This is a genomic window from Haloarcula sp. CBA1129, assembly GCF_008729015.1.
In the GTDB taxonomy this organism is placed as follows: domain Archaea; phylum Halobacteriota; class Halobacteria; order Halobacteriales; family Haloarculaceae; genus Haloarcula.
In genome coordinates, this window is record NZ_RKSM01000001.1 from 2487848 (window position 1) to 2513417 (window position 25570).

Annotated in this window: 28 protein-coding genes; 17 read left to right on the top strand and 11 right to left on the bottom strand. The window is 63.9% G+C overall.

Translation table 11 applies throughout. The features are described 5' to 3' along the window. The first annotated feature begins 130 nt into the window (after positions 1–130). From Har1129_RS12530 to Har1129_RS12560, 7 genes are all read left to right on the top strand, one after another. Complete coding sequence (locus Har1129_RS12530; RefSeq protein WP_151100965.1) at positions 131–1822, top strand: bacterio-opsin activator domain-containing protein; 1692 nt, start codon at positions 131–133, stop codon at positions 1820–1822. Between the two features lie 70 nt (positions 1823–1892). Continuing rightward, a complete protein-coding gene (gene acs, locus Har1129_RS12535; protein WP_151100966.1) occupies positions 1893–3887 on the top strand; it encodes an acetate--CoA ligase in 1995 nt (664 codons plus the stop codon). Between the two features lie 51 nt (positions 3888–3938). Further along, a complete protein-coding gene (locus Har1129_RS12540) occupies positions 3939–4400 on the top strand; it encodes a DUF4212 domain-containing protein (RefSeq protein WP_151100967.1) in 462 nt (153 codons plus the stop codon). Next, positions 4397–6070, top strand: a complete 1674-nt coding sequence (locus Har1129_RS12545) for a cation acetate symporter (RefSeq protein ID WP_151100968.1) — start codon at positions 4397–4399, stop codon at positions 6068–6070. The genes Har1129_RS12540 and Har1129_RS12545 overlap by 4 nt, the downstream gene beginning before the upstream one ends. Positions 6071–6074: 4 nt before the next feature. Next, positions 6075–6548 (top strand): universal stress protein, encoded by a 474-nt coding sequence (locus Har1129_RS12550; protein ID WP_151100969.1) that lies wholly within the window; start codon positions 6075–6077, stop codon positions 6546–6548. A 48-nt stretch (positions 6549–6596) separates the two neighbouring features. Then, positions 6597–6812: a hypothetical protein gene (locus Har1129_RS12555; RefSeq protein ID WP_151100970.1), complete on the top strand. Its 216-nt coding sequence runs from the start codon at positions 6597–6599 to the stop codon at positions 6810–6812. A gap of 212 nt (positions 6813–7024) precedes the next feature. Next, positions 7025–7249 carry a hypothetical protein gene (locus Har1129_RS12560; protein WP_151100971.1) on the top strand — a complete coding sequence of 75 codons (225 nt, stop codon included), beginning with the start codon at positions 7025–7027 and terminating at the stop codon, positions 7247–7249. A 369-nt stretch (positions 7250–7618) separates the two neighbouring features. On the opposite strand, the gene Har1129_RS12565 is transcribed toward Har1129_RS12560, so the two are convergent. Next, the gene (locus Har1129_RS12565) at positions 7619–8485 is read right to left on the bottom strand and encodes a CheF family chemotaxis protein (RefSeq protein WP_151100972.1); all 867 of its coding nucleotides are present in this window, start codon (positions 8483–8485) and stop codon (positions 7619–7621) included. Positions 8486–8540: 55 nt separating this feature from the next. Then, positions 8541–9353, bottom strand: coding sequence for an undecaprenyl-diphosphate phosphatase (locus Har1129_RS12570; protein ID WP_151100973.1), 813 nt, complete (start codon positions 9351–9353; stop codon positions 8541–8543). Positions 9354–9442: 89 nt separating this feature from the next. On the opposite strand from Har1129_RS12570, the gene Har1129_RS12575 reads away from it, so the two are divergent. The 3 genes from Har1129_RS12575 to rnhB all read left to right on the top strand — a co-directional run bounded on the left by Har1129_RS12575 (position 9443) and on the right by rnhB (position 12610). After that, the gene (locus Har1129_RS12575) at positions 9443–10555 is read left to right on the top strand and encodes a mechanosensitive ion channel family protein (protein WP_151100974.1); all 1113 of its coding nucleotides are present in this window, start codon (positions 9443–9445) and stop codon (positions 10553–10555) included. A gap of 83 nt (positions 10556–10638) precedes the next feature. Continuing rightward, a complete protein-coding gene (locus Har1129_RS12580; protein ID WP_151100975.1) occupies positions 10639–11916 on the top strand; it encodes a tRNA pseudouridine(54/55) synthase Pus10 in 1278 nt (425 codons plus the stop codon). 58 nt (positions 11917–11974) lie between these two features. After that, on the top strand, positions 11975–12610 hold the full coding sequence (gene rnhB / locus Har1129_RS12585; RefSeq protein ID WP_151100976.1) for a ribonuclease HII: 636 nt from the start codon (positions 11975–11977) through the stop codon (positions 12608–12610). A 33-nt stretch (positions 12611–12643) separates the two neighbouring features. On the opposite strand, the gene Har1129_RS12590 is transcribed toward rnhB, so the two are convergent. After that, positions 12644–14278, bottom strand: coding sequence for a preprotein translocase subunit SecD (locus tag Har1129_RS12590; protein WP_151100977.1), 1635 nt, complete (start codon positions 14276–14278; stop codon positions 12644–12646). Then, positions 14275–15162, bottom strand: coding sequence for a protein translocase subunit SecF (secF, locus tag Har1129_RS12595; RefSeq protein WP_151100978.1), 888 nt, complete (start codon positions 15160–15162; stop codon positions 14275–14277). The genes Har1129_RS12590 and secF overlap by 4 nt, the downstream gene beginning before the upstream one ends. A 101-nt stretch (positions 15163–15263) precedes the next feature. Between secF and Har1129_RS12600 the strand changes: the two genes are divergently transcribed. Continuing rightward, a complete protein-coding gene (locus tag Har1129_RS12600; protein ID WP_151100979.1) occupies positions 15264–15578 on the top strand; it encodes a hypothetical protein in 315 nt (104 codons plus the stop codon). 26 nt (positions 15579–15604) lie between these two features. Here the strand turns inward: Har1129_RS12600 and Har1129_RS12605 are convergent, their stop codons facing one another. Then, positions 15605–16072, bottom strand: a complete 468-nt coding sequence (locus Har1129_RS12605) for a DUF5812 family protein (protein ID WP_151100980.1) — start codon at positions 16070–16072, stop codon at positions 15605–15607. A gap of 95 nt (positions 16073–16167) precedes the next feature. Further along, positions 16168–16710: a hypothetical protein gene (locus Har1129_RS12610; protein WP_151100981.1), complete on the bottom strand. Its 543-nt coding sequence runs from the start codon at positions 16708–16710 to the stop codon at positions 16168–16170. A gap of 125 nt (positions 16711–16835) precedes the next feature. Here Har1129_RS12610 and Har1129_RS12615 point away from each other — a divergent pair, with 125 nt between their 5' ends. Genes Har1129_RS12615 through Har1129_RS12625 form a run of 3 tightly spaced genes read left to right on the top strand, consistent with a single transcriptional unit; the run spans position 16836 to position 19515 of the window. Further along, a complete protein-coding gene (locus Har1129_RS12615) occupies positions 16836–18146 on the top strand; it encodes a glucose-6-phosphate isomerase (protein WP_151100982.1) in 1311 nt (436 codons plus the stop codon). Positions 18147–18169: 23 nt separating this feature from the next. After that, positions 18170–19312: a CPBP family intramembrane glutamic endopeptidase gene (locus tag Har1129_RS12620; protein ID WP_151100983.1), complete on the top strand. Its 1143-nt coding sequence runs from the start codon at positions 18170–18172 to the stop codon at positions 19310–19312. Positions 19313–19368: 56 nt separating this feature from the next. Beyond that, positions 19369–19515 carry a CopG family transcriptional regulator gene (locus tag Har1129_RS12625; RefSeq protein ID WP_151100984.1) on the top strand — a complete coding sequence of 49 codons (147 nt, stop codon included), beginning with the start codon at positions 19369–19371 and terminating at the stop codon, positions 19513–19515. Here Har1129_RS12625 and Har1129_RS12630 read toward each other — a convergent pair. Beyond that, complete coding sequence (locus Har1129_RS12630) at positions 19512–19970, bottom strand: NOB1 family endonuclease (protein ID WP_004518436.1); 459 nt, start codon at positions 19968–19970, stop codon at positions 19512–19514. The two genes, Har1129_RS12625 and Har1129_RS12630, sit on opposite strands and share 4 nt — an antisense overlap. Continuing rightward, entirely contained in the window at positions 19971–20210 is a 240-nt protein-coding gene (locus Har1129_RS12635) for a PRC-barrel domain-containing protein (RefSeq protein WP_004518435.1), read from the bottom strand. 198 nt (positions 20211–20408) lie between these two features. Between Har1129_RS12635 and Har1129_RS12640 the strand changes: the two genes are divergently transcribed. The 3 genes from Har1129_RS12640 to Har1129_RS12650 all read left to right on the top strand — a co-directional run bounded on the left by Har1129_RS12640 (position 20409) and on the right by Har1129_RS12650 (position 23110). Beyond that, positions 20409–20945, top strand: coding sequence for a plastocyanin/azurin family copper-binding protein (locus Har1129_RS12640; RefSeq protein WP_151100985.1), 537 nt, complete (start codon positions 20409–20411; stop codon positions 20943–20945). A 94-nt stretch (positions 20946–21039) separates the two neighbouring features. Further along, entirely contained in the window at positions 21040–22845 is a 1806-nt protein-coding gene (infB, locus tag Har1129_RS12645) for a translation initiation factor IF-2 (RefSeq protein WP_151100986.1), read from the top strand. 70 nt (positions 22846–22915) lie between these two features. Continuing rightward, the gene (locus Har1129_RS12650; protein WP_151100987.1) at positions 22916–23110 is read left to right on the top strand and encodes a hypothetical protein; all 195 of its coding nucleotides are present in this window, start codon (positions 22916–22918) and stop codon (positions 23108–23110) included. A 55-nt stretch (positions 23111–23165) separates the two neighbouring features. Here Har1129_RS12650 and Har1129_RS12655 read toward each other — a convergent pair whose 3' ends face one another. The 3 genes from Har1129_RS12655 to Har1129_RS12665 form a co-directional block, all read right to left on the bottom strand. Further along, positions 23166–23519, bottom strand: coding sequence for a DUF5811 family protein (locus tag Har1129_RS12655; RefSeq protein WP_151100988.1), 354 nt, complete (start codon positions 23517–23519; stop codon positions 23166–23168). 84 nt (positions 23520–23603) lie between these two features. Continuing rightward, on the bottom strand, positions 23604–24074 hold the full coding sequence (locus Har1129_RS12660; protein ID WP_151100989.1) for a pyruvoyl-dependent arginine decarboxylase: 471 nt from the start codon (positions 24072–24074) through the stop codon (positions 23604–23606). Between the two features lie 42 nt (positions 24075–24116). Further along, complete coding sequence (locus Har1129_RS12665) at positions 24117–25331, bottom strand: PQQ-binding-like beta-propeller repeat protein (RefSeq protein WP_151100990.1); 1215 nt, start codon at positions 25329–25331, stop codon at positions 24117–24119. Positions 25332–25570 lie beyond the last annotated feature (239 nt).

The window sequence follows — 25570 nt, forward strand, 5'->3', positions numbered from 1 at the left end:
TATAGTCTGGTTTTTCCGAAACAGTTGTCGGAGTACTCACCTCCTTTGAAACCCTACTTCGTTCAATTAGTACTATATCGCCGCTTTGACCGGAATACTTATTTCGCTATTATTCGATTTCCCGAAATATATGGACAGCGCAGCGGACCGGATCGGTGAACAAGGGTACGAACAGCTCCGGCGCGCGGCTGAGACACATCGGTCCGACCTCGTACTCCGGCTCGGTGCGGAAGTCGGGCTCCGTCCGGCGGAGATGACGGGCGTTCGGCTGACCGATATCACCGGGTTCGAGGGCCATCATCTGCTGTCCGTCCGCGAGGACGATGCGGTCGTACGCGAGACGTACCTCCCGGAGTCAGTCGAGCACGACATACGGAAATACGCGAACGCGGCCGGAAGCGCCGACGACGAACCGCTGTTTTCTGTCTCCCCGCGGCGACTCCAGATGCTCGTCAGCGAAGTGGCCGACCGCGCCGCCGACGCGGTACCGCAGCTGCGTGAAGTTTCCACTCGCGACCTCCGGTGGCGGTTCGCGGCGAGCCTGCTTGACGACGGCGTCCCGCCGGACATCGTCTGCGCGCTCGGCGGCTGGGACCGGCTCGACCGGCTCGATCCCCTGCTCGATGAACCGGACCGGGAAACGATCGTTGGGGCCGTTGGCGGGTCCGGGAAGCGGGCGGTCTCAAGTGAGTCCCAGCGAGCTGTCGACTGGATTACGACTGTCAGCGAGGCGCTTGCAGCCGCTGCAACTGGTGAAGCGATTGCGACGACGGTCTGCGATCATCTGACGAAGACAGCAGGATTCGAATTCGCATGGCTCGCCGAACGAACGGGCGACGGACTGACACCGCGTGCAACGGCAGAAGTCGGTGAGACGGTCGTCGAGCGACAGATCGACGACCACGTCGAGTCGGTCACCGCTCCGCTCGACGTGGGCGACGTTCGCGTCGTCGACGACAGCACCGCACCGGTTGTGCTGGCCCCGCTCGTAAGAGAAAACGCCGTTGCCGGTGTCATCGGTATCGGTGCCAGCGAGGGGGTCACAGACGCGGACCGCGCCGTCCTGTCCGCGCTCGGCGTTCAGGTCGGCCACGCGCAGGCCGCCGCCGAACGCAAGCGCCTCCTGCTTGCCGACACCGTGACCGAACTGGAGTTCCACTGTGGGGACGAGCGGACGTTTACCGCCGGAGTATCCGGGGCGTTGGGCTGTACGGTCGAGCTGTCCGGCGTCGTTCCCGTTGCGGACCAGTCGCTGCTGTACTACCTGATGGTCGACGGTGCCTCGGCCGACGCGATACTCTCATATGCCGACGACGACGACAGCGTGGCTGACGCCAGACTCCTCGAAGAGCACAGCGACGGCGCGTTGCTAGAGGTCGTCGTGACCGACACGCCCGCGCTCCAACTGGTCGAGAGCGGCGGCCGCATCCGCTCGGTGACGGCCACCAATGGCGTCGCGACTATCGCAGTCGAACTCGCCAGTGAAGCCGACATCAGACCGACGGTCAACGCCGTGACTGATGCCTACCCGGAGACATCGTTGGCGGCGAAACGAGAGACTGAACGGCCGGCCGAGACCGACAGCGGGTTCCGCGACCGCCTGACTGACACTCTCTCAGACCAGCAGGAGACGGTCCTCCAAGCGGCCTATCACAGCGGGTACTTTGAGTGGCCGCGCGGATCGACTGCCGAGGAGCTAGCTGACTCGCTGGACGTGTCGTCCCCGACATTACACAACCACCTCAGGAAAGCCCAGCAAAAGGTACTGACGGCGTTTTTCGACGACAGGCCGGCGGAGCCACGACAGCCGGCCGACAACTGAAACCCTGTTTCACGTTATCGTAGTTAGACCCCCCGTTTATATGGCCGCTATGAAATATCGATGATAGACCATGTCAGATGAAGATGTCCAGCTAGAAGCGCGGCTCGAAGAGCAGGAGGTTTTCGAGCCACCGGAGTCATTCGTCGAGCAGGCAAACGTCACAGACGAGGGAATCTACGACGAGTTTACCGAGAACTGGCCGGAGTGCTGGGAGGGGGCCGCCGACCTCCTCGACTGGGACGAGGACTACGATCAGGTACTCGACGATTCGAACCCGCCGTTCTACGAGTGGTTCACCGACGGCACACTGAACGCATCGGCGAACTGCCTCGACCGCCATCTAGAGGAGCGTGGCGACGAGGCCGCTATCGAGTGGGTCGGTGAGCCGGTCGAGGAAGACAACATCACCTACACCTACGAGGAACTCCACCAGAAGGTCAACGAGTTCGCGGCCGGCCTGCGAGAGATGGGCGTCGGCGAGGACGACGTCGTGACGATGTACATGCCGATGATCCCGCAGCTGCCGATTGCGATGCTGGCCTGTGCCCGCATCGGCGCGCCCCACTCCGTCGTGTTCGCCGGCTTCTCCGCGGACGCGCTGGCGACGCGGATGAACTCCGCCGATTCGGAGTATCTGGTCACCTGCGACGGCTACTACCGCCGCGGCGACCCGCTCGACCACCTCGACAAAGCCAACGAGGGGCTGGGCGGTGTCGACCACGAGGTCGAACGCGCCATCGTCGCCGAGCGGCTGATGGACGGCGACGGCTTCGACCACGACTACGCGGACAACCAGATCGCCTTCGAGGACGTCGTCGCCGACAACGAGGGCGAAACGGTCGAACCGGTCGACCGCGACGCCGAGGACATGCTGTTTCTCATGTACACCTCCGGAACGACCGGGAAACCGAAGGGCGTCAAACACTCCACCGGCGGCTACCTCGCGTGGGCGGCTTGGACCTCGCAGGCAGTGCTCGACATCAAACCCGAAGACACGTACTTCTGCTCGGCCGACATCGGCTGGATTACTGGCCACTCCTACATCGTCTACGGGCCACTCGCGCTCGGCACGACGACGATGATGTACGAGGGCACGCCGGACTACCCCGACAAGGACCGCCTCTGGGACATCGTCGAGGAGTACGAGGCCGACCAGCTGTACACCGCACCGACGGCCATCCGCGCGTTCATGAAGTGGGGCAAGGAGTACCCCGAGCAGCACGACCTCTCCAGCCTTCGCCTGCTGGGAACGGTCGGCGAGCCAATCAACCCCCGCGCCTGGAAATGGTACTACAAGCACATCGGCAACGAGGAGTGCCCAGTGGTCGACACTTGGTGGCAGACCGAGACCGGTGGGATGATGATAACGACGCTGCCGGGCGTCAAGGACATGAAGCCCGGGTCGGCCGGGCCGCCGCTGCCGGGCAACGACGTCCGCATCGTCGACACCGAGGGCGAGGAGGTCGAACCCGGCCGCGCCGGCTACCTCACAGTCGATAAGCCGTGGCCCGGTATGCTCCGGACGCTGTATAAGAACGACGAGCGATTTATCAACGAGTACTGGGCCGAGTACTCCGACACTGACAGCGACGATTCCGACGACTGGGTGTACTTCCCCGAGGACGGGGCCAAAATCGACGATGACGGCTACATCACCGTTCTCGGCCGCGTCGATGACGTCATCAACGTCTCCGGGCACCGCCTCGGGACAATGGAGATCGAGAGCGCCATCGTCGGCGTCGAGGGCGTCGCCGAGGCCGCCGTCGTCGGCGGCGACCACGATATCAAGGGCGAGGCGGTGTACGCCTACGTCATCACCGAGGACGGCTACGAAGAGAACGAGGAGCTCAGCAGTGCGATAATCGAAGGCGTCGAGGACGCTATCGGCCCAATCGCCCGGCCGGAGGCAGTCATCTTCACGCCGGAACTGCCGAAGACTCGCTCCGGGAAAATCATGCGCCGCCTGCTGGAAGATATCGCCAACGGCGAGGAACTGGGTGATACGAGCACGCTGCGAAACCCCGATGTCGTGAGCGACATCGAGAAGAAGGTCCAAGGGGACTGAACGCGCCCTTTTCGAATTACAATTTAAACATACCAGACTCCGACGCTGACCATGACAGACAACGACATTCACGACGGCAGTAGCGACCGCTCTGTCGCTCCCGACGGCGGGACGGCGACCGATGCGGCACGGAAACACCAGAACACGAACTACCTCGACGAGGAGGTGAACCTCCTGAACCCCAGTACGGCGTACATGCGCGACCATCTGCGCATCGTCTGGTCCGGTTTCATCGTCTGGGCGCTCATCGTCTTCGGCCCCGTGACGCTGACGGCCATCGCACCCGAAACGATGACGTCGATAACGGTGCCGCCGGGCTTCCCGCTGCATTACTTCACAGTGGCCTTGGGCGGCCCGACCGGGGCGCTGCTACTCGCGTTCTGGTACGCCCGCAAGCGCGACGCGCTCGACGAGAAGTACGGTATCGACCACAGTGGCGTCGGGACTGACACCGCGTCCGACAGCGGTGAACGGGGCGAGGCGGCGGCCACTGACGGGGGTGTCGAGCAGTGACGGTCCCGCTGCAGGCCGAAGCGCTCGATATCTCGTTCAAGCTCGTCCCGGCCATCCTCGTCTTCCTGATGATGGCCTCGTTCCTCGTCATCGGCTACGTGTTCAAGGTGGCCGACACCGAGGGGATGTGGGTCGCTGGCCGCGGCATCGGCAACATCGAGAACGGGATGGCCATCGGCGCGAACTGGATGTCCGCCGCCTCGTATCTCGGGCTGGCCGGGCTGGTCGCGCTGTCAGGCTTTTACGGTCTGGCGTTCATCGTCGGCTGGACGACCGGCTACTTCGTGTTGCTCATCTTCCTCGCCGCGCAGATGCGCCGGTTCGGGAAGTACACCGCGCCGGACTTCGTCGGCGACCGGTTCAATTCGCCGACCGCTCGCGCGTTGGGGGCGTTCACCACGCTGCTCATCGCGTACGTCTACTCCGTCGGGCAGGCCCGCGGCATGGGCCTCGTCGGCCAGTACGTCTTCGGGCTGGACATCATCCCGATGATCGTCGTGATGATGACGATAACCGTCGGCTATCTGGCGCTCTCGGGGATGCTGGGCGCGACGAAGAACATGGCGGTCCAGTACGTCATCCTCATCGTCGCGTTCCTCGCTGGCGTCTACGTCGTCGGCTTCTCGCAGGGGTACTCGACGATTCTGCCACAGATCGAGTACGGCGCGCTGTTCAGCGAGCTCGGCCGCCAGTTCTCGGCCCCGTTCCGGAGTAGTTCCTACTACATCTGGGTCGCGACAGCGTTCTCGCTTATCTTCGGTACCTGTGGTCTGCCCCACGTCCTCGTGCGGTTCTACACCGTCGAAAACGAGCGGACCGCCCGCTGGTCCTGCGTCTGGGGGATGTTCTTTATCCTCCTGCTGTACTGGGCCGCGCCCGCGATGGCGGCCTTCGGCGTCGACCTCTTCGGATCAGTGACCGGCACGAACGCCTACGCCGCACAAGGCGGTATGTCCGGTGCCGAGGGCGACGTTATCGTCGTGCTCGCCGCGCAGTTCGCGAACCTCCCGACGTGGTTCGTCGGCCTCGTCGCAGCCGGCGCGATGGCCGCGGCGATTGCGACCACCGCGGGGCTGTTCATTACGGCCTCCTCGGCGGTCGCCCACGACATCTACACCGAGCTTATCAACCCTGACGCGACCCAGCGCCAGCAGGTGCTCATCGGCCGCGCGACCATCGTCGCCATCGGCGCACTGGTGACCGTGACCGCGTTCAACCCGCCGGCGCTCATCGGTGAACTGGTCGCCTACGCGTTCTCACTGGCCGGTGTCGTTCTGTTCCCGATGTTCTTCCTCGGACTCTGGTGGGAGAACACCAACCGGGAGGGCGCGCTTGCCGGGATGACGGTCGGCCTGCTGCTGTGGATCGGCTCCGTCGTCAACAGCGTCCTGCCGAGCTATATCGGCGCACTCGGCGCGGCGACGGGCGAGAGCGGCGCGCTCGTGCCCATCTACGCCCAGTACGTCCCGCCGATAGGTGCGGCACTCATCGGCACGCCGCTCGTGTTCCTCGTCACCATCGGCGTGTCGCTGCTGACCGATGAGCCTCCGATGGAGACCAAGCGGATGGTCCGGCAGTGTCACAGTCCCGAACCGATGGGCCAGCAACAGACCGCCGAAGACATCGTGAGCGAGAGCGGCGGCAGCGGTGGCACCCCCGCAGACGACTAAACCAATGTACGAACACATCCTCGTTCCGACGGACGGTAGCGAAACCGCGGAGAACGCGGTCGATCAGGCGATAGACATCGCCTCGAAGTACGGCGCGACGGTTCACGCGCTCTACGTCGTTGACGTCGACGCCACCAGCTACTCGCTGGGCACGGAGCAAGTCGACCGCATCCGTCAGGGTCACCTCGACGAGATGACCGAGGTGAAAGCAGACGCAGACGAAGCGACCGGCTACGTCCGCGACCGGGCCGCCGAACACGGCATCGCCGTCGAGGAGCACGTCACCGCCGGCGAGCCGGCTCGGGCCATCCGGAAGTTCGTCGAGGACAACGACATCGACCTCGTCGTAATGGGGTCACACGGCCGTTCGGGCCTCAAACGCGTCATCCTCGGCAGCGTCACGGAAAAAGTACTCCGACGGACGCGACTCCCGGTGCTCGTCGTTGACGTCCACGGCGAAACGGACGTGGAAGTCTAACATGGAACTGAACCGATCACGACCGCGACGGACGGCACGGGACCCCCGATGAGCGTCGTCGACACCCTCCGTGACCACGTGGGCAACCACAAACGAGGGATGTTCGTCGACCTCGTGTTCGCCATCGCTTGGGTGACCGCCGTGAGTGTCATCTTCGACCTGCTGTCGGCCCCCCAGTGGGCCCACTACCTCACACTCGCCGCCGGCGTCGTCGCGTACTACGGCTTCTTCTGGTCGCTGGAGATCGCGATGGAACAGCAGTAGTCCACCATCGGTTTGTCGGTGGACTGCAGATTCGCCACCTGCTCAGTGCGTCTATGTGTAACACCCGCACAGACAGCCAAATCATCGCTTCACCCGGCCTATCCAAGCACCCCTCTATACTCAAGCGCGGCGAATTTCGGTCCCGCCGGTACTAATAAGACAATGTAGCTCCATTGACTCTTTCGACGGCAGCAGACGCTGTGGAGTCAGCAATGATATACGAAAGTTCGACGGGAGAGTACTACAGTGGTCTCGACATCTGGATGCGCTTCGAGTCGGGGTTCTGGGAACCACACGATTGGAGTCAAGCGACCGGACAGGAGTGGGTGCAGACTGAGGCGGGTGAAGTCCTCACCCTGACGCCGGTCCCGGAGTCCGACCTCCCGGACGGAGTGTCGGTGACGGAGGCTGCGGACGTTGCGTACCTGAGTGAGTGATGGGGATTCGCGGAAGCCGGATTCCGTGGGCCACGCCGCATGAACCGAGCACCGCTACCGTGAGCCGCGTCACTGTGGGTGGCATCAAACTGCCGCCGGCGGCAGCACGCTCCACCGTTCGCCGGTCGGTCTCGGTCTCTACCTGTTAAAGTCAGAGTGAAACGAGATCGGTCACAGTGGCGCAGCGTCACGTTACTGGTCACGGGTCGCTACCGCTCCCCGCTCGCTGTTCGAGGGCCTCTCACTACGTTCGCGTCCCTCGCTACTCACGGCTTCGCCGTTCGTTCGTGGCGCGGAACGCCACGCTGCTCACGAGTCACTACGTTCCTCGTTCGTGTTTCGAGACCCTTCGCTTCGCTCAGGCTCTCGCTACTTCTCACTCATCGCTTCACTCGCCATATTCCGGCCCTGCGCGTTCAGCGCGACTTCGGTGCGGACCCGGACCTCGTCGACGGCCCCGATATCGAGCAATTTCTGGTAGATTTCCTCGACCTCGTCCGGACTGGTTCCGACGAAATCAGACATCTCGAAGGGTGAGACGCCGGAGTACAGCGCCATCAGCACCTGACTCTCCATCTCCGAAAGCTCGTAATCGTCCTCGCGACCCTCGATAACACGAGTGAACAGCGTCTTCAGCGCCCGCGTGTGGTGGTCCATCCCCGAAACGTGGGTTTCGACGCTGCGGCCCTGCTCGTCGGTGTGTTCGACCTCGATGACCTCCCGCTCCTGACCCATCACGGTGCTGGTCCCGGTCTCGATAGTTCCGACATCCTCGATTTCGAAGGACGTGCTCTTGCCTCCGGGGAACTGGAGGCGGATGATGTCATCGTCCAGTTGAAACCGAGCCTTGCTCCACTCGGCGTCCTCTTGCACGACGCCGCCGACGACCGCCTGCTGTCGCGCAAGGATGACCTCACCCTGTAGCGTCGCGCGGACGTACTCCGTCTCAAAGTCGTCCATGTTCGGCGTGTCGACGAGCAGGACGTTGTTGCCTACCTCAAGCGCCGTCGCGCCGCCGGTGCCACCGTCAGGAATCAGGTCGTCTGGGTTCGACGGGAGGGTAATGTTAGAATGTGGAATGGGCTGTTTCGAGCCGTTCGTCGCGAGAATGAGCCGCTTGTTGGTGACGATGAGTCGACAGGAGCGCCACTTCGGGTCGGACACCTGATTGCCATCGCGGACGACGTACTGGAAGTCCCCCGACGTGTCGACTAGCTTGCGTTCGTCACCACTCATGGCCGCTGATAGTAGAGATTTGACGCCGAAGGGTAAATAAGTTCCAGCACCGTTCTCACAGCGCGACGAGCAGCCCGCCGACGACGCCAAGACCGCCAAACACCGTACAGACCGCCCAAAACGGGACCTGCCGCACCAGTCGGACCAGCGCGTCGACGGTGAGATAGCCGACGACGGCGCTCACGACGAGGGCGACGACGGCCGGTAGCGGGTCAATCGCCGGCACGCCGTCGTCGATGAGGACCAGTGCGTTTGCGGCGAGTGCGGCTGGAATCGACAGCAGAAACGAGAGCCGAAGCGACGACTCGCCCTCGTGGCCCCGGAGCAACAGCGCACTCACTGTCGTCCCGGACCGGGAGACACCGGGAAGAATAGCCAGTCCCTGCAACACCCCGACGAGAACGGCGTCAAGCCAGTCGGGAACCTCGCGCTCGCCCAGCGACAGCGCCGAGGCGAAGCGCTGGAGCAGGCCAGTGATGACGAGGAGCCCACCGACCAGCGCCAGAAAGAGCCCGCCCTCTAGCCCCGAAACGGCTGCGTCGAGCACCAGATATGCAGGGAGACCGGTGACAGCGGTCGCCGCCGTCGCGATGACGATAAAGGAGAGGTCTGCCGTCTCGTCGGCGAACGGGCGGCGCGAGAGTTGCCGAATCGAACGGAGGATGGTTCGGACCTCGGTTCGGTAGTAAGCCGTCGCCGCGACGGCCGTCCCGGCGTGGAGAAAGAGCGCGAGGCGAGTCGCGGCGGCGGGCGAGACGCCCGTGACTACTGTCGAGGCGAGCGCGACGCCGCCCTCGCTAGAGACCGGAATCCACTCCAGCACCCCTTGCAGCAGGCCCAGCAGGATAGCGACGAGAATCGGGTTCATACCCACGGAGCGGACGCCGCGGGACAAAGGCCGTTCGGTTCGACCCGTCGACGCTGGAGTATATATAGCACCGGTGTCCAAGCGGGGGTATGCAACTGGGAAGTGGGGTGCTGGACCTGCTGTCGGGGCTGCCGGCTTGGCAAGGGTTTCTCGTGCTCGTCGGCAGTGGGATAGCGCTCGCGCTGGTCATCCGTGTCTTCGGTGACCGACTGCTCAGACGGGTCACACCACACATCGAGGGCGACATCGACGACATCGTCTTCCGCGGGATCCACACCGCCGTGTACGTCACGGTCGGCCTCGGCGGCGCGTACGCCGGCGCACAGATATACGACATCCGCCCAGCCGTCGCTGTCTCGCTGGAAGCCGGGACGCTCTCGCTGGTCGTCATCGTCTGGATGGTGATTTTGCTGCGTATCGGCCGCCGGGCGTCTACTATCGCGACGGATTCAGCGTACATCGACCGGCAGATGGTCCCCATCCTCCAGAACGTCTGGAGCGCGCTCATCTCCGGCGGTGGTATCCTGCTCCTGCTGCTACTCTGGGATATCGACGTGACGCCGCTGCTGGCCTCCGCGGGGATTATGGGCATCATCGTTGGGCTGGCGGCCCGGGATACGCTGGCGAACTTCTTCGGCTCGCTGTCGCTGTATCTCGACGGGACGTACGCAGTCGGCGATTTCGTCGTGCTGGAGACCGGCGAACGCGGCCGCGTCGAGGACATCTCCGTCCGCTCGACAGTCATCCGTACCCGCGACGATATCCGCGTCACCGTCCCGAACTCGAAGCTCAACAACGCCGCCATCATCAACGAGTCGACGCCGAGACGCAAGCGCCGAATCCGCGTCCCTGTCGGCGTCGCCTACGGGACGGACATCGACCGCGTCGAAGAGATCCTCCTAGAACTGGCTGAAGCCGAGGATCTCGTTCAGGACCGGCCGAATCCGCGGGTCCGGTTCCGGGAATTCGGCGACTCCGCGCTGAACTTCGAACTCCTGTGCTGGGTCAGCAATCCGGCCCTGACAGCCCGTGCGACGCACGAACTCAACAGCGCGATTTACAAGCGGTTCCAGACAGAGGACATCGAGATCCCGTTTCCCCAGCGGTCGGTTTCCATCTCGGCCGCGGAGGTTCCGGGCGAACTGTTCGAGCAAGCGCAGTCGAAGGGCAAGGGCACAGACGACGGCGTGACTGGTGAGTGAGTACGAGCAGGGTCGCGAGAGTGACGACCCGGGTGACCGAGAGGTCGAAACTGAGTTACGGGGCCGACGCGTCGGCTCAGGCAATGAGCATACTCGAGGACGCCCGTGCGGCGCTTGCCACCGGGCCGCTATGTGATTCCTGTCTCGGCCGACTCTTCGCCGACCGGAGTTTCGGGCTGGCCAACGCCGAACGGGGCCACGCCCTGCGGGTGACGGTTGCACTCGCAGACGACGATCCCTTCGAGGAGAGCGAAGACTGCTGGGTCTGTGAAAACGAGTGCGACCGGTTCGACTGGTGGGCCGAACAGGCCGCAAGCGCCGTCCGCGGCTACGAGTTCGACACCTACCAAGTCGGGACGAAAGTGCCGCCGCTGCTGGAGGAGAACGACGAACTGCTCCGGGAGGACGTTGGGCTTGAACCCGATGCTGGCGAGGCGCTGAAGACCGAACTCAACCGCGAAGTCGGCAAGCGGATCGGTGACCTGACCGGCGCGGAGGTGGAGTTCGGTCGCCCGGCGGTCCAGCTCACGCTCAATCTCTCGACGGACGAGGTGGAGACACACGTCAATTCGGCGTTCGTCTACGGCCGCTACCGGAAGCTCGAACGCGACATCCCCCAGACGAAGTGGCCCTGCAACGACTGCAACGGAACTGGGCTGTGGCAGGGCGAGCCCTGTGACGGCTGTGACGGCAGCGGCTACCGCTACGACGAGAGCGTCGAGCAACTGTCCGCACCCGTCGTGCTAGAGGCGATGGACGGCGAGGAGGCGGTGTTCCACGGTGCCGGCCGCGAGGACGTGGACGCCCTGATGCTCGATTCGGGTCGGCCGTTCGTCATCGAGGTGCTGGAGCCGCGCAAACGCGACGTGGCTGCCGACGAACTCGAAGCCGACATCAACGCCTTCGCCGACGGGAAGGTCGAAGTGACGGACCTCCACCTGGCGACACACGATATGGTCGAACGCGTCAAGGAACTGGACGCTTCGAAAACCTACCGGATGGACGTTGAGTTCGGAGACGTGGTCGACGCCGACGCCCTGCAGGACGCGCTATCGGAACTGGATGGGGCGACCATCCAGCAGGAGACGCCCCAGCGGGTGACCCACCGCCGGGCCGACATCACCCGGACGCGGACGGTGTACGACGCCGAGGGAGAACTGACCGACGACCGCCACGCCGAACTCCGCATTCACGGCGAGGGCGGTCTGTACGTGAAGGAACTCGTCTCCAGCGACGAAGGCCGCACCGAGCCGAGCTTGGCCGGCCTGCTGGACACCGACGCCGTGGTGACGGCGCTCGACGTAATCGACGTACAGGGCGAGGACGAACCGTTCGCGAAAGCCGAGTATCTCAAAGAGTAGCGCGCAGGGTCGCCGCCCAACCGGAAGCTGTTTTTGCAGTGCCACCCAGAAGACAGCCATGCGATTTGGCGTCGACGAAGCCGGGAAAGGACCAGTTCTGGGGTCGATGTTCGCCGCCGCCGTCCGAGCCGACCCCGTGGCCCTGCCTGATGGCGTCGGTGACTCGAAGGACATCAAGCCGGAGCGCCGTGAGCGACTCGCCGGCGAAATCCGTGAGTCGGCCGACGCTGTCGGCCTTGCCGAGATTCCGGTCGACCGCATCGACGCCGACGGGACGGACATGAACACGCTGACCGTCGACGCGCAGGCAACGGCGCTCTCGGCGGTGGCCCGTGACGGCCTGTCGGGCACGGTCGACGCCGGCGACACGGACGCAGAGCGGTTCGGCCGGCGGGTCGCGGACGCGGTCGACACCGACCTGACAGTGACCGCGGAGCACGGGGCCGACGAGACGAACCCGCTGGTCGGTGCGGCCTCAATTATCGCGAAGGTCGCCCGCGACGCACACGTCAGGGAACTGGCCGACGAATACGGCGACGTTGGGTCGGGCTACCCCAGCGATCCGACGACGCGGGCGTTTCTCGCGGACTACGTCGACCATCACGGCGAATTGCCGGCGTGTGCTCGCCGGTCGTGGTCGACGTGTGACGACGTCTTGGCGGCGGCGTCACAGGCGACGCTGGGCGATTTTTAGTCCGCGTAAGTCTCGGAAACGGCGACCGACAGTTCAGTCCTCGTCCAGTACGAGGTTCCGAAGGATGTCACCGTAGGCCGGGCGCGTCACGAGCACGCCGATGAGGACGCCCACGATGGTGATGATAGCGAACCCGGAGAGGTCGCCGAGCGGGAGGACCATTAGCGGACTCATCGCCATGATAGTCGTCGCCGCGGCCGCTCCAATGACCCAGAACGCCTTGCGGAAGCGGCTCTGGAACACGCGACCCGTCTCGACTTCTCCCTGCTGGAGGATTTCGTCGGCGATGATGATGAGGTCGTCGACCCCCGTGCCGATGACCGCAATGAACCCGGCCAGATGTGAGAGGTTCAGCGGATACTGCACGAAGGCGACGAACCCGAGGAGGATGAACACCTCCGACAGCGCCGTGACGACCATCGGGACGACGACCTCAACCCGTTTGTATCGCACATAGACCACAAGACTGACCGCAAGGACTGCCAGTAGTCCGGTCAGTAGCGAATTCTGCTTGAACTGTTCGGCAAGCGCCGGGTCGAGCGATGAACCGGAGTCTTCGGAGAGGTCAAGGGGCGCTGGAAGCTGCCCGGCTCGAAGGTTCAGTTCGATTTCATTGGCCGTTGCAGCGGGGTCTTCCGAGCTTCCGGTTTGCATCACGTACACGGGGTCGTTGGCGAACTCGCCGTTAGCGAAGCTCTGACCGAGATCCGGCGTCACGCCCCGGGCCGTAACAACCTCGCCGTTTAACGTATGGACCAGACAGCCGGGTTCGTCGTTGGAAAATGCAGGGTCGGCTGATCCACTGGCGGTCGTTTGCTGAATATCCGAATGGTTGTAGTTTCCACACGGAGCTCCGTCACCGAATCCGGCATCGACCATTCGCTGTGCGAACTCGTCGGCAGCATCCGGGCTGACTGTGATATACACTGCCCAGCCGATTCCCTCTCTATCAGCAGCTGATATGTCACTCATCTGAGAGCGCTTGAGCACTTCCTCGCGGACGAAGGTCCCGTTTTCACCGCCGGGATACACAGCGTATATTTTGACAGTCCCACGCTCGTTCAGTAGGTCGACGAGTTCCTCTCGATCCCGGTCCGGGGCAGTAATACTGATGAAATGTTGGCCACCGGGAACGTTCACTATTTGAACTGACGCACCGCTGAGCGCTGAGGTCCGGAGCTTCTCATCAACGGCGTCAACCATTTGTTGGCGCGTCTCCGGGGTCACGCCGTCACGGACGTTGGTCGGCTGATACCCGTTGTTCTCAAGTGCCGTTCGGAGTTCTTGGTGCGTGACGTCTTTTGTAACAACCTCGACAGCCCCCGCGCTTCGTTCAGAGGTGATCGGTCGGACCCGGACGTCTACCGTGTCGAGGTCAAGTTCGTCGGCCACTGTTTGCTCAAGCTGGGTCGAATCCGCCTGTGTCACGTTGACGTTCTCGGCAGTGATGCCGACGATGGGGGCGCGAAGACGGGTCCCACCGCTGAGCTGAATACCGTAGTTGAGGTTCGTCAACGGTTCGGATCCACTCGCTGCTGGACCAGATTCGCCGGTCGGTCCATCGGCACTCGTTCCCGGCGGGACACCGGGAACGAACAGCGCGATAGCACTGGTCAAGAGAAGCACGACCAGCAAAGCGACTCGCCAATTTTCTCGAAGGGTGCTCATCGGTTTACCCCCTCGTACTTGTACCAGCGAAGCAACGTAACGTTAAGCAAGTACGTGTTCATTAGGTCTGCTGTCAGTCCAAGAACTAGTATCAGGCCAATGTCGGCCATCAGGCCGATCCCGAATAGTGTGGCTGCAACCGCCATCACTGTCATCGCTGCAATAGAGGTCAACGTCATCGTCACACCGGTTCGCATCGCACGATACGTCGATTCGTAAAAGCCACCGGAACGTCTGAGAACGTGATTGTTCAACAGAATATCCGAGTCAACGGAGTATCCGATCAGCATGAGAAATGCTGCGACGATTCCCAGTGAGAGCTTGATTCCAAGGAGGTTCATTATCGCGAGCGGAATCATGATGTCCGAAAACGCCGAGATAACAATGGCGATACTCGGGATGAATGTGCGGAAGAAGGCGAAGGCGAGCAGGCTCATCCCGAGGAATGCGACCCCGATACCGATGACTGCAAGACGCTGGTTTTGTCCGCCAAACAGCGGTGATGTCGTTCCGCTCCCCAGCAGTGACAGTTGCTCTGCCGACTGGACAGAGGACCGAACCGAAGTCACGTTGGTCGAATTGTCGAAGGTAACGACGTACTGGTTCTCGTACGTGGACTCCGAAGTCGTCGTGATACCCTGCACCGAAACCACCGGCTCATCGAATGTGGCTTCGATTTCCTCGTTTGTGAGCGTCGCGTTTGTCCCGATCGTTAATTCCGTCCCGCCAGTGAAGTCGATGCCCCGGTCGACTGGTGCCCCGGTGACCGCCCACCATCCACCGATGATTGCGAGCGAAAGCACAAGCACCACCAGCGGAACCGCCACCAGCTGGCGGTTCGAGTACTGGGTGTAATCGACTTCCGGGACCTCGAACTCGAACATGACGGAACGGTGTGAGACGGGGGCGAATAAGCCTTCTCAATCACTGTCGCTGACACCCGCTATAGCGTACATCTATGGCAGTTTATCACGTATATCCAGCTATGCCCGAGAGCGCAACACGAATCGAACTCTCCTATCCGGCGGACCTCAGCGGCTGGGGTCGCGACAAGATCGACGGCTCGCCGTTCCGTGCGTACCTCCGGAAGACACACGACACCGCCGCGGCAGGCGACGTGTGGACGGAGTTCGTCGGCGTCGGCTGCTGTGGCGACACGCTTGATTTCCCGCTGCGAGTCGAATCCGTCGAGGGCGGGTCCGCGGTGACCGAAGACACCGCGTTCGTCTACACCGAGCGCGAGGCCTGCGGGATCGCCGGTGGCTGGCAGGTCCAGAGCGCCGCCGGACCGACCGAATAAGAAGCGGGGGCGTATGAGAGAGCGCGTCAGTCCGGCAGATAGCGCACACTGACGACGCCCTCTGCGGTCCGAACCTCGACGCGGTCGACGCCGAGCCTAGCCGCCCGCGAGAGGGTCGCCTCGTCCTCGACGACCTCGGTCGCAGCCTCGGCCGTCTCATCCTCCGGGACGGTCAAGACATGGACTTCGCCCTCGCCGGCGCGTTCGACGGTCGTTAGCTCTCCTGAGGCCTGCTCGGCCGCGATTTCCGTCGTCTGCGCTGTCGGCGCGAGGTCGACCGTCTCGACAGGAATCCGTCGCCGCTCGGCAACCTCGGTGACGGTGTAGGTGACCTCCATCGGCGGCTCTGGTTCGACCGTTCCCTCAACTACCTCGCCGGCCTCGACGCCGGGGTTGTCCGACAGTGTCAGTACCTGCGAGTCCGCGACGTTCCGAAGCGTCGCCGATGCATCGTCGGCGTTCGTGACCAGAAACGTTCCTTCGATCTCTGTCATAGACGCACATTCGTGACGGGCGTTCTTGCCCGTTTCGACCCGGGAACGGCTTCCAGTGTCGTCCCGCGGGACCTGACAGCTGTGGGCCTGCAGCGCTACTTCAGCAGCCGGTGGGTCAGATAAATCCCCAGCGTCGCGAGCAGCGGCGGGACGATGCCGGCAAGCGGTGGCAGCGAGTAGAAGAACCCGACGACGGCACTCTGTGTCGGCTCGCGAAGCTCCGCCGGTGCAGAGGTCAACAGTGCGAGGTATATCGACCCGATGAACAGGAACGCGGAGAGGCCGATGGCACGGTCATAAGCGACCGAAGATTCAGTCCGTCGGTGGCGGCGTGCGACAGAAAGGACCGGAGCCAGAAGCGGTGCGACGAGTAACAGTCCGATGAACAGGAAGAAGCTCCGGGAGAAGGTGAACGTCCCGCCGCGGACGCTCCCAGTTTCGGCGAGTTGCGTGATCAGGCCGAACGAGAATACGAGTGTAATCGCCACAGACAGCAACAGCGCGACCGGGACGTAGGCCTTGAACAGCAGCGAGTCGCTGGCCCGGAACGCGTAGGGGAACGCACCGGGGAGCCCGTTGTACGGTTCGGGCCGGTCGTCGTCGGCTGTGACGGACTGCTCTGCCGTCGCGTCTGTCATACCGGTGGGTTAGGCGAGCGCGTGGTTAAGCGCGGTGTTGTCCGGCCAGTAGCGACGGCGGACTCCTTCCGCGGCCCGCCATGCCCTCCGGGAGTTGTTTGTACCCGCCCGCCGACACCACCAGTATGCACGTCGATATCGGAGCCGCGCTTGCCAGTGCTGCCGACCCGGGCGTCGAACGGGCGACACTCGATGACCTAGACGACCGAGTGGCCGCGGCCCACGACCGAATCGAACAGGGGCGGGACGACGACGAGTTCGGCTACGCGTCGCTGAACCTCCCCGAAGCAACTGACGCCGAGACCATCCGGGACGCTGTCGCCCCGGTCGCCGACGCCGAGTCGGTCATCACCGTCGGTATCGGTGGCTCCGCGCTGGGGGCGAAAACCATCACCGAGGCGCTGGCCGACGACCCGGGCAGTCACGTCGTGCTGGACAACGTCGACCCGGAGCACGTCCGGCGGACGCTCGACGGCCTCTCGCTCGCCGACACAGCCATCAACGTCGTCTCGCGTTCGGGGACGACGGCGGAGACGCTGGCGAACTTCCTCGTCGTCCGCGAGGCCTACGAGGACCGCGGCGTCGACTGGACCGAGCGTATCGTCGTGACGACGGGCGAGTCCGGCCCGCTCCGGGCGCTCGCCGACCAGCACGACCTACCGACGCTGCCGGTGCCGAAGGGCGTCCCGGGCCGTTTCAGCGCGCTCTCGTCGGTCGGGCTCGTCCCGCCGGCTATCCTCGGCATCGACATCGAGGGACTGCTTGCCGGCGGCCGGGCAGCGGCCGACGACCTCGCACCATCGCTGTACGACTCGCCGGCCTACGCCTACGGCGCGATGGCCTATGCACTCGAAGAGGAGGGCGCGATAGTCAACGCTGTCATGCCCTACGCCGAGCGACTGGAGTCCTTCGGCGAGTGGTTCGCACAGCTCTGGGCCGAGAGTCTGGGCAAGGACGGCCGGGGCCAGACACCGGCGCGGGCGCTGGGCGCGACTGACCAGCACTCCCAGCTCCAGCTGTACCGCGCCGGCCACCGCGACAAGGTCGTCACGTTCGTCCGGCCGCGCGAGCGGGCCGACGTGGCGATTCCCGACCCGGACCACGAGGACCTGTCGTATCTCGCCGGGACCGACCTCGGCGGCCTCATCGACGCGGAGTACGAGGCGACAGTGGCGAGCCTGCCCGCGGCCGACCGGCCGGCGCTGGAAGTGGAAATCGACCGGCTCGACGCCGAGAACCTCGGCGAGCTGCTGTACGCGATGGAGGCCGCCTGCGTCCTCGTCGGCGAACTCGCGGAGGTGGAGACGTTTACGCAGCCGGCCGTCGAGTGGGGCAAAAACGCCACGCGAGCGCTCATCCGCGGCGAAGACACCGAGGAGACGGCAGTTATCGACGACCGTGAGCGGCTGCGGATCGGTGAAACGGAGTCCCTTTAGGCCGGCACAACGGACTGCCGATAATGGACGACACTGCCGCGAACTGGGGTGTCCTCGCCGCTGGCATCGGTCTCGTCGTACTCGTCGCCACGGAAACCGGCGTCGTTAGCTGGATGACACCGGGGACGACGGTCGGCCCGGTCACCGCTCGACAGATCGCTGCCGCCGGGTTCGTCATCGCCGCGCTTGCCTTCTCACTTGTCCGTCACGGCGCTCTCGACCGACGGCAGGCAGGTCTCGGCGCGGTCGGAGCAAGCGCCATCGCGATGCTCGCGACGCTCGTCGCTTTCTTCGGACCTGAGTTCCGTCCCGGCGTCGAGGCGACCGTCGGAATCGCCGTGTATCTCACAGTGCTGGCCGGGGGCGTGACGGTCGCGCTGGGCTGGGCGCTTTCGACTGGCGTCCCGAACGACCGGCTGTACACGGTCGCCAGAGCGCTCTCGGTCGCGACTGGCATCGGTCTGGCCGGCTTTCTCGTCGGCACGCTGTTTGCCCAGTTCGTCGTGCTCGGAGCCGCGCTTGCGGGGCTCGTCAGCGCCGGGGCGCTTGACGGCGGGACCGTCACCGGGCCGGCATACGTCACGCTCACTATCGGTATCGGTGTCGGCTTCGTCGGCTTCGGAGCAGCCGTCGCCGGCCGGCTAGGTCGGAGCTGGGACGACCTCGACCTCCGTCGACCCGGACTCCGCGACATCGGCTACAGCGTCGGCGGCGTCGTCGTCCTCATGGTCGCGCTCTTTGGTTTCAGTTACATCATTCAGGCCCTCGGCCTCGAAGCCGCCCGGAGCAGCGTCGAAGAACTGGCCCGCGAGGACCCGTCGTTCCTGCTCGTGATGATTCCACTGGCGTTTCTCACTATCGCGCCAAGCGAGGAGTTCATCTACCGGAATATCATTCAGAAGTACCTCTACGACGATTTCAGCGAGATTCGGGCAATCGTGCTCACCAGCGCCGTCTTCGGCGTCGTCCACTTCGGGCAGTACGCTGCCGGGACGCCGACACAGACTGTCCTCTCCCTGCTGCTGGTGTTCGTCCTCTCGACGCTGCTGGGCCTGAGCTATCTCAAGACTGAGAATCTCCTCGTTCCGATCTTTATTCACGGAGCGTTCAACGCAATTCAGTTCCTCACATTGTACATCGAGATTACAGGAAATCCGGCAATTTGAGCCGTCTGACTGCTGTCTGACGGGTATTTATGCGAACTACCGCTGTAGGCGATGGCATGGGCCGGCGGTTCACCATCGTCTGTGATGACGACCAAGCGCGGATTATCGAAACGCTTGCGCGGCGCTACGGCATCACGGAGGAAGAAGTACTGTCACAGCTGGTCGATCTCGGGCTCGAAGCCCGGGACGAACAGACCGTTTAAGCTGGGTTTTTCCGCGATAGCGAGCTACCGCAGATAGGACAGCGGTCGCGGTTCTCGTCGAACTCACGCCCACAGCCAGCACACTGGAACAGCCACTCGCGCTGTTCTGAGATTCCCTCGCGGGCGATGACTTCGACCGCCACGTCGAGTTTCTCCGCGACGTTTTGCATCGCGTAGTCGTCAGTGACGAGTCGGCTGTCGAGTTCGAACGCGGCCGCAATCAGCCGGATATCGGTTTCCGAGAGCTCCGCGAGGTCGCCGGTTTCGCTGGCGGCGCGCTCGATGCGCTCGACGGTGTTGTCCTCTGGAATGTGAAGGTGCATCCCCGAGCCTTCGAGGGCGTCGAAGCGGTAGGCTGCCTCGTCCTCCAGTTCCTCTCTGACGAGTGGAATCGTCGCTATCTGCTCGTCAGTGTGATACTCGTTGATAAATGCCGAAGAGTCAAGAACGTACATCTAGCGTTTGACGATCATGTGGTCTTTCACCGCCTTGACCCGCTCAACCGGGACAAGCAGGCGGCCTTGGTCGCTGTACTCGAAGTTCGTGTTGCGGAGCGACTCCGCGGGGTCGATGACGAGGTTGTGCAGCGCGCCCGAGGAGAAGTCCATCGTGATGTTGTAGAGACTGCCGATCTCCGCGCCGTCAGTCCCCATCACGTCTTTCCCCGACAGGTTTTCTGCGAGTATTGCAGCCATACCCCCTTGTTCCGAACGAGGTTACATAAACGCCACGGGGATGTCCGGCGAGAGAACAGTGGTCGCCGACGGCGACGGCCACGGATAGAGACCATGCGTCAACAACTGCTGAAACCACCGGTAGAGCCGTCCCGTGACTGGGATCGGTCCATTCACAGCAGGCAGCAGCCCTAAGCGACAGGCCCCCAACAGGTACGCATGGACCGGAACAGGCGTCAGTTTCTCGGCACACTCACGGCCGCCGTCACCGGAGTCGTTGCGGGCTGTAGTGGTGGCGATAGCGGTGGGTCGACCCAAACAGAGACAGCCACCACGACGCGAGCACCGACCCGTACTGCGACAGCGACACCGACTGACTCGGTGACGGCACCAGCGGAGACGGCCACTCCGACCGAAACGCCGACACCGACTGCCACACCGACACCCACCGGAACGCCAGTCGATGCCGACCAGCAAGTCGCCGTCGCGCCGGGAAGCTTCAGTTTCGAGCCGGAATCGTTCGAAGTCCCGGTCAGAAGCACCGTGCTGTGGGTCTGGGAAGCCGGCGGCCACAACGTCAAACCGACCGCGACGCCGGAAGACAGCGACTGGTCGGGGACGCCCGGAGATGAGGGAACGACGTACAGTTCGGGATACGAGTACGCCTATACGTTCGAGGCCGTCGGCGAGTACGAGTACCACTGTGTCCCCCACCAGAGCGTCGGCATGACGGGGTCGTTCACTGTAACCGAGTGATGCCCGCTTAGCCCCGCGCTCGGTCATGTGCGTCCCATGACGACGAACTTAACTGCCACCGCCGACTCGGTTCTGACAACTTCTGGAGTCATTTATGTCTGACACGGACCCCACCACAGCCACCGACGACACCCTGCGGACGCCCATCGTCGCCGTTCTGGGCCACGTCGACCACGGGAAGACAAGCCTGCTCGACAAGATCCGCGGGTCGGCCGTCACCGCCGGCGAATCGGGCGCGATCACCCAGCACATCGGCGCGACAGCCGTCCCACTGGACGTAATTTCGGAGATTGCCGGTGATCTCGTCGACCCGACAGACTTCGACCTGCCGGGCCTGCTGTTCATCGACACGCCGGGCCACCACTCCTTCTCGACGCTTCGCTCCCGGGGTGGCGCGCTCGCCGACATCGCCATCCTCGTCGTCGACGTCAACGACGGCTTCCAGCCACAGACGCTGGAGGCCATCGACATACTCAAGCGAACGCAGACGCCGTTTATCGTCGCCGCGAACAAGATCGATACGGTTCCGGGCTGGAACCCCAACGAGGGCCAGCCGGTCCAGCAGACGATGGACGCCCAGTCCGACCGCGTGCAGTCCGACCTCAACGAGAAACTGTACGAGATCATCGGCGAACTCTCCGATAACGGCTTCTCGGCGGACATGTACTGGCGCGTCCAGAACTTCCAGGCCAACATCGGCGTCGTGCCGGTCTCGGCCGAGACCAGCGAGGGTATCCCGGACCTACTGACCGTGATGATGGGACTGTCCCAGCGGTACATGAAAGAGGAGATGGAGATCGACACCACCGGCCCCGGTGTCGGGACTGTCCTCGAAGTGAAAGACACCCAAGGGTTCGGGACAACGCTCGACGCAATCATCTACGACGGGACCATCCGCAACGACGACACCATCGTCGTCGGCGGCCTGCAGGGGTCGATCGTCACCGACGTGCGCGCGCTGCTTCGCCCCCGCCCGCTCGAAGAGATCCGGACCGAACAGGAGTTCGAACAGGTCGAGCAGGTCGCCGCCGCCGACGGCGTCAAAATCGCCGCTCCGGACCTCGGTGACGCGATGGCCGGCGCACCGATCCGCGTCGTCCGCGACCGCGACCGCAGCGAGGTCATCGCCGAAGTCGAGGAGGAACTCGCAGAAATCGAGGTGACGACCCAAGAAGAAGGGGTCGTCATCAAGGCCGACACGCTCGGCTCGCTGGAAGCGCTCTCCAGCACGCTCGAAGAGGAAGAGATCCCGGTCATGCGCGCCGAGGTCGGCGCGGTCGCGCCGCGGGACGTTCGGGTCGCTGAGACGGCTGGCGAGCCGACGAATCAGGCGATTCTGGCCTTCAGCGTCGAGGTGCTCGACGACGCACGCGACCTCGCCGAACAGGAGGACGTGGAGCTGTTCGAAGACGACGTTATCTACCAGCTCGTCGAGTCCTACGACGACCACGTCACCGCCATCGAGGAGGCCCAGCAGGAGCAGATTCTGGAGAACATCACCCGACCCGCGAAGTTCCGGATTCTGCAGGACCACACGTTCCGCCAGTCTGACCCCGCCGTCGTCGGCGTCGAAATCCTCTCGGGCGAACTCCGCCGGAACGTCAACGTCGTCAGATGGGAGAACGGCGAGGCAAACCGCGTCGGGACCCTCAAGACGATTCAAGACGAGGGAGAGGATGTCGACTCGGCCCGCGCCGGCGAGCGCATGGCCGTCTCGATTCAGGGACCGACCGTCGGCCGCCAGATCGAGGAAGGCGACGACCTCTGGGTCGAAATCCCGGAGAAGCACGCGAAGATTCTGGAGCAGGAACTCAAAGAAGACATCTCCGTCGACGAGCGCGAGGCGCTGTCGATGTATCTGGAGAAGCACCGAAACCGCGACCCCTTCTGGGGGAAGTAGGCGGGTATCAGTGCACCGTTTGTGCGAGTAATAATATTTAATTAGTAGGCATGTCTCTGTAGAGACACGAATGTCCGGCCCGCCGTCGATGCCCGACCTCGTGCTCGCCAGTATTGCCCTCTCAATGCTGCTGGCGTTCCTCGGCGCGGTTGTCACGTCCGTTAGCTTCGTGACTGCGCTGAGTGCCGGCAGTCTCCCGGCCAGCGGCTCCATCGGCTATGCGCTGTTCTATAATCCGCCAGTCTCCAGCGGTGGCCACGCCTGATCTCGGCAGTCAGCGATCACCGAACGATACCGACGAAAACTGAGAGCGGCGACTGTTACTGCGCTGTCGGCGACGTGTCGTCGCCCATCACCTGCTTGACCTGCAGGGCGGCGGAGGCGGCGATGCCCTGCGCGAGGTCGTCGCGTTCGGCATCGGAGATGCTCGCGCTTTCCGGGTCCTCGGGCGTGTAGTCGGCGCTGACGACCGACCCGACGGGGGGCTGGACAGCAATTGTGGCCCGCGGCCCCGTCGTACTGTTGCTGATTTCTGACCCGACGACGAACTCGCCGGGCAGGAGTTCGCGGGTCCGGGCGGCGACGCTTGAGAGGTCCCGTCGGAGTTCCTCGCGCTGTTCCGTGGTCAGCGTCACTTCTTCCGTCTCCCCACCAAACGACGTATTACCGTACATGAACGTTCTCTGTTTCTATGCGGGGGAGGACTAAAAACCCGTGGGCCAGCACACATCTGTCCGGGACTGGTCGAAGCGCGTGGCTTACACGACGGGGTGGCTCTCGCCGTACGTAGCAAGGACGACAGCGCTGGCGTACTCGGCGTCATCGGACGCCGACTCGACGGACACGTTCTCCTCGACGAACTCCCAGTCCCGAAGGTCCCGGCCAGCGGCCAGTCCCTCGCGGATTTCCATCCGAACCGCGTCCTCGCTGGTCCCGTCGACCTCGTAGAAGATACCCGGCCCGTCCTCGCTACGGGCCCAGCCGATACCCGCCGCACCGCGCTCGCCCGGCGGGACAGTCGCCGAAGACTGGACGACCTCCAGCGCTTCGCCGGGCGGCCCCAGATCCGGCGCTGTCCCGGTCACCTCGATGGCCGGTCCATCGGGGATGACCGACGAGAGCGAGATGAGGTTGTAGTTGTGGACGCCCGCCTCGGCGAGTGCCGCGTCGTACGCGGCCAGCGCAGTCGGGCCGGTCGCAGTCCCCCATACGACCCGGATGGTACTCATAGCCGACAGTCGACGGTCCGCGGGGTAAGGGGTTTCGTTTCGCTACGTCGGGGTGAGTTTGTACAGCATCCCCGGTCGGTTCGGGTCGCCGCCGACTGCACGCTCCGCGTAGTAGATACCGTCAGCGGTCACCAGTGGCGCGCTCGTCACGTGGCCGCGGTTTTCCGTGGTCCACGCTACCGCACCGGTGTCCCGCTCCAGTGCGTACAGTCGGCCGTCGTAAGACCCGACGAGTACGTGGTCCCGAGTGGCGACGACGCTCCCGATAATCCAGCCGCCGGTGTCGTACCGCCACTGTTCCTCGCCGCTGGCGAGGTCGATTGCGTACACTCGGTCGTCGTGGCTCCCGACGTAGACAGTGCCGTCGTGGACCGCCGGCGCGCACATCACGTCGGCGTCGGCCTCGAACGTCCACTGTTCTGTGCCGTCAGTTACGTCGACGCCGGTGACTGTCTCGGCCCACGACGGGACGATAGCGGTCCCGTCAGCGACGGCGATAGGGGACTTCACGTCGCCAGCGGTGTCGTAGCGCCAGACCCGCTCTAGGCCCGGGAACGACCACGCGTAGCAGTAGCCGTCGTTGGAGCCAAACAGCAGGCGACCGTGTTCGCGGTCCAGTGCCACTGTCGAATGAGGGTGGTCGGTCGGCCGACTGTCGCGCCACTGCACGTCCCCGGTGGCGGCGTTGACGGCGACGACACTCCCGCTCGGGGCGGCGTGCTCGACAGCGACGTACAACGATCCGTTGTAGTAGGTCGGACTCGCGCCGATGGCATCGCCCAGTTCCGTCCGCCAGCGCCGCTTCCCGGTTTCGAGGTCCAGCGCCGACAGCGCGCCGTCGTAGGCCCCGATGTAGATGGTGTCGTTGGCGATGGCCGGCGTCCCGTGGCTCCCGCGCGTCGCCTGCGTAATCGCCGTCGACCACTGGATGTCGCCGTCCGGTGCGATGGCTCGCACGCGGCCGGTATCGTCCGCCAGAATCAGGTCACCCGTCGGTGCCAGCACGGGACTTCCCTTTGCCGCAGTGTGGTCCCCGCGATTGGTCGATAGTTCCCAGACCCGTTCGACAGCGTCCGGAATCGAGGCGTCCTGATACCCATGGTTCAGGAGCCCCCGCCGGAACTGCGTCGCGGCGTGTTCGTCCAAGGCCGTCGATGCGAGCGGATCGAACTGCGACTGACACCCCGCGACCGACCCGACCGTCGTCGCCGCGAGCGTCCCCAGAAACGCTCGCCGCGTCCGTCCGCGTTCTGTCACGCACACCGATACCGGGCCGGGTGGCTTAAATCGGGCGGGCCATGCGGGCCAAGACAAACGTCGGGCATCTCGATACCGAGTGACTGAAGTCCGACTCAGTCCGGTCGGTGAGTCTGCACGATTCGGTGAACGGGTCGTTCAAAACGCACCCAAATTCAGATTTGTGATTGAAATCAATCACAGGAAAGTGAGTGTTTTTATACATAAATTATAGTATATGAGTGTTCTTAGTGTCTCAA